Source organism: Clostridium chromiireducens (assembly GCF_002029255.1).
Lineage (GTDB): Bacteria > Bacillota > Clostridia > Clostridiales > Clostridiaceae > Clostridium > Clostridium chromiireducens.
Window position 1 is genome coordinate 1 of record NZ_MZGT01000154.1, and the last position, 3,013, is coordinate 3,013.

General features: G+C 27.9%; 4 protein-coding genes and 1 pseudogene. 4 read left to right on the top strand and 1 reads right to left on the bottom strand.

The genetic code is table 11. The annotated features are described in order from the left end of the window. Positions 1-125, bottom strand: a 125-nt coding sequence (locus CLCHR_RS25555; protein WP_207652343.1) for a WxcM-like domain-containing protein, incomplete at its 3' end; no start/stop codon positions are given. Positions 126-336: 211 nt separating this feature from the next. On the opposite strand from CLCHR_RS25555, the gene CLCHR_RS23995 reads away from it, so the two are divergent. The 4 genes and pseudogenes from CLCHR_RS23995 to CLCHR_RS24010 all read left to right on the top strand — a co-directional run. Beyond that, the gene (locus tag CLCHR_RS23995) at positions 337-1,092 is read left to right on the top strand and encodes a class I SAM-dependent methyltransferase (protein ID WP_079442452.1); all 756 of its coding nucleotides are present in this window, start codon (positions 337-339) and stop codon (positions 1,090-1,092) included. Between the two features lie 22 nt (positions 1,093-1,114). Next, positions 1,115-1,792: an acetyltransferase gene (locus CLCHR_RS24000; RefSeq protein WP_079442453.1), complete on the top strand. Its 678-nt coding sequence runs from the start codon at positions 1,115-1,117 to the stop codon at positions 1,790-1,792. A 4-nt stretch (positions 1,793-1,796) separates the two neighbouring features. After that, positions 1,797-2,708 carry a glycoside hydrolase family protein gene (locus tag CLCHR_RS24005; protein WP_079442454.1) on the top strand — a complete coding sequence of 304 codons (912 nt, stop codon included), beginning with the start codon at positions 1,797-1,799 and terminating at the stop codon, positions 2,706-2,708. A 7-nt stretch (positions 2,709-2,715) separates the two neighbouring features. Then, positions 2,716-3,013, top strand: a pseudogene (locus tag CLCHR_RS24010) (GNAT family N-acetyltransferase); the annotation flags it as partial.

Below are 3,013 nucleotides of genomic sequence, written 5' to 3' on the forward strand. Positions count from 1 at the left end.
GGAACCTTAGTAATATAATAAATTCGTTTTATGCTAAAAGGAATATCAAATAGCTCCTCAATAGGAGTTAGATTTCCATAGTTGCTTTTTATACTTAAAAATTTAAATAGGGAACAATTATACATTTATTCATCTCCATATTAAAAAATCTAGCTCATCTATATATTTTATGATAATAATAGGAAAATGTACTTAGAGTGGGAATAGAATAAATTTAAAATCAAATCTTATTGCCAATAGTTTACTAAAAAAATTATTGTATGGTCTATAATAGCTATAAAAAACATAAATTTAGAAAGTATGATATATAGATAAATATTCAAGGAGAGATTTAATGTGAACTTAAAATCAGATATATTTGACGATTTGAGTTATGAAAAATTTAAGGAATTAGCCCAAAATGATAAATTAAATGATATTGAAAAAGTTGGTTTCCCAATTGAATATAGACAGAATAAGGAAAAATTTATATTTGATGACATAATAACCAAACTCGGAATAGAAGATGAAAAAAATAAAACAATTTTAGATATTGGATCCGGATGTAGTAACTTAACTTTAATGTTAATTGAATACTGCAAAACAAATAAGCACAAGTTAATACTCATTGATTCAGAAGAAATGTTGAATAATCTGCCGGAATACGATTTTGTATTAAAAGTCAAAGGGTATTATCCTAAATCATGTGAAAAATTTATAGAAAATTATATAGGAAAAATTGATTGTATTATAACTTACAGCGTAATTCAATATGCGTTTACTGAACAAAGTATATTCGATTTTATTGATACCTCACTTACTCTTTTAAAAGAATTAGGAGTAATGCTTATTGGAGATATACCTAATATATCAAAAAGAAAAAGATTTTTTTCTTCAAATCAAGGTATAAAATATCATCAGAATTTTACAGGTATTAAGGTGCAACCTATAGTGAAATTTAACAATATTGAGTCAAAAAACATTGATGATTCAGTTGTAATGTCAATTATTCAAAGATGCAGGTTAGCAGGATTTGATAGTTATATACTTCCTCAAGATAAAAAGCTGCCAATGGCAAACAGGAGAGAAGATATATTAATTATAAAACCTTAATTAATTATAAGGAGGTTCAAAAATGGACAAAAATAAAAAATTAATAATTATAGGAGACAGTGCATTTGCTCAAATAGCATATGAATATTTTACTTATGATTCTGATTATGAGGTAGTTGCTTTTTCAGTTGAAAAAGATTATTTAAAAGATAAAGAAATACTTGGACTGCCAGTTATTTCTTTTGAAGATATAGAAAAATTATATGATCCAAAACAATATTATGTTTTTGTTGCAGCGGTTTATAAAAAGTTAAATAGATTAAGAACAAGATTAATGAATGAATGTAAGAATAAAGGATATAAACTAGCTTCATATATTAGTTCTCATGCTTTTGTATGGAAAAATGTAAAAATTGGAGAACACAGTTTCATATTTGAAAACAACGTGGTACAACCTTTTGTTGAATTGGGTAATAATACCGTCTTATGGAGTGGAAATCATATTGGTCATCATTCAAAATTTGGCGACAATTGTTTTGTGGCATCTCATGCAGTTGTATCTGGATTTTGTAATATAGGTGATAATTGTTTTATAGGAGTTAACGCAACTATAATAAATAATATTAATATAGGAAGTGACTGTATTATTGGGGCAGGTGCTTTGATTTTAAAAGATATTGATATTGGTAAAATTGTAAAAGGCAAGGCATCTGATGTGGAATTTTTATCAGAAAGAACAAAGAACTCTATAAAGGAATGATTTCATGAAATGGAATAAACAAGGATTAATCTTTTCACCCAAAGGTGAATTTGAGTGGATGCAGAGCTATGCATTAATTCCAACTGCAGACATTATAAGTAATGATACCGTAAGGATTTATTTCGCCACATTGGATAAGGAGATGTATGGAAGAATAGGTTATATTGATGTGGACATGCTAAACTTAAAAAATATAAAGAATTTAAGTGAAAAGCCAGTTTTAGATATAGGTCATATTGGTACCTTCGATGATTCGGGAGTTAATCCATCCTGCATCTTAACAGTAAATAATAAAAAATACCTATATTATTATGGATGGCAAAGGTGTGAAAGAGTACCTCATATGCTTTTTGCAGGTTTAGCCACCAGCGAAGATGGAGAGAATTTTTCTAAAGGTTCCAATGTACCTATTCTTGATAGAACAAGGGAAGAACCATATCTGCGCTCTGCAACCAGCATAATAATGGAAGATAATATTTTTAAATGTTGGTATGTTTCTGCTATAAATTGGATTGTAGTAAATGATAAGAGTTATCCTAAGTATGTTATAAAATATGCTTATTCATACGATGGAATTGAATGGATTAGTGAGAATCGTACATGTATAAGCTTTAAAAACGAATATGAATATGGTTTTGGACGACCATGGGTTATAAAGGAAAATGATATGTATAAAATGTGGTATTCAATAAGAAGTACCAATCAACCATATAAAATTGGGTTTGCAATATCTAAAAATGGACTTGATTGGACAAGGTTAGATGAGGAAGTTGGAATTGAAAAATCTGAGAGCGGATGGGATTCAGAAATGATCTGTTATCCTAATATAGTAAAATTCAATAATAAAACTTATATGTTTTATAATGGAAATAGGCATGGTAAGACAGGTTTTGGCTATGCAATTTTGGAGGAGTAATTATCTAATGGATTTAGAAGTGTATAGTGACGATAAAAAAAATATATGGAATGAATTTGTGTGTAAAAGTAAGAATTCTACATTTCTAATGATGAGAGAGTACATGGATTATCATAAAGATAGATTTACTGATATGTCACTTATGTTTTATGACAATAAGAAAAATTTGATATGTATACTTCCTGCAAATATAGATGATAATGAACTTATAAGCCATGGTGGATTAACTTATGGTGGTTTCATATTAGATAAGAAAATGAAAACAGCTACCATGTTAGAAATATTTGATTTGTTAATTGATTTTT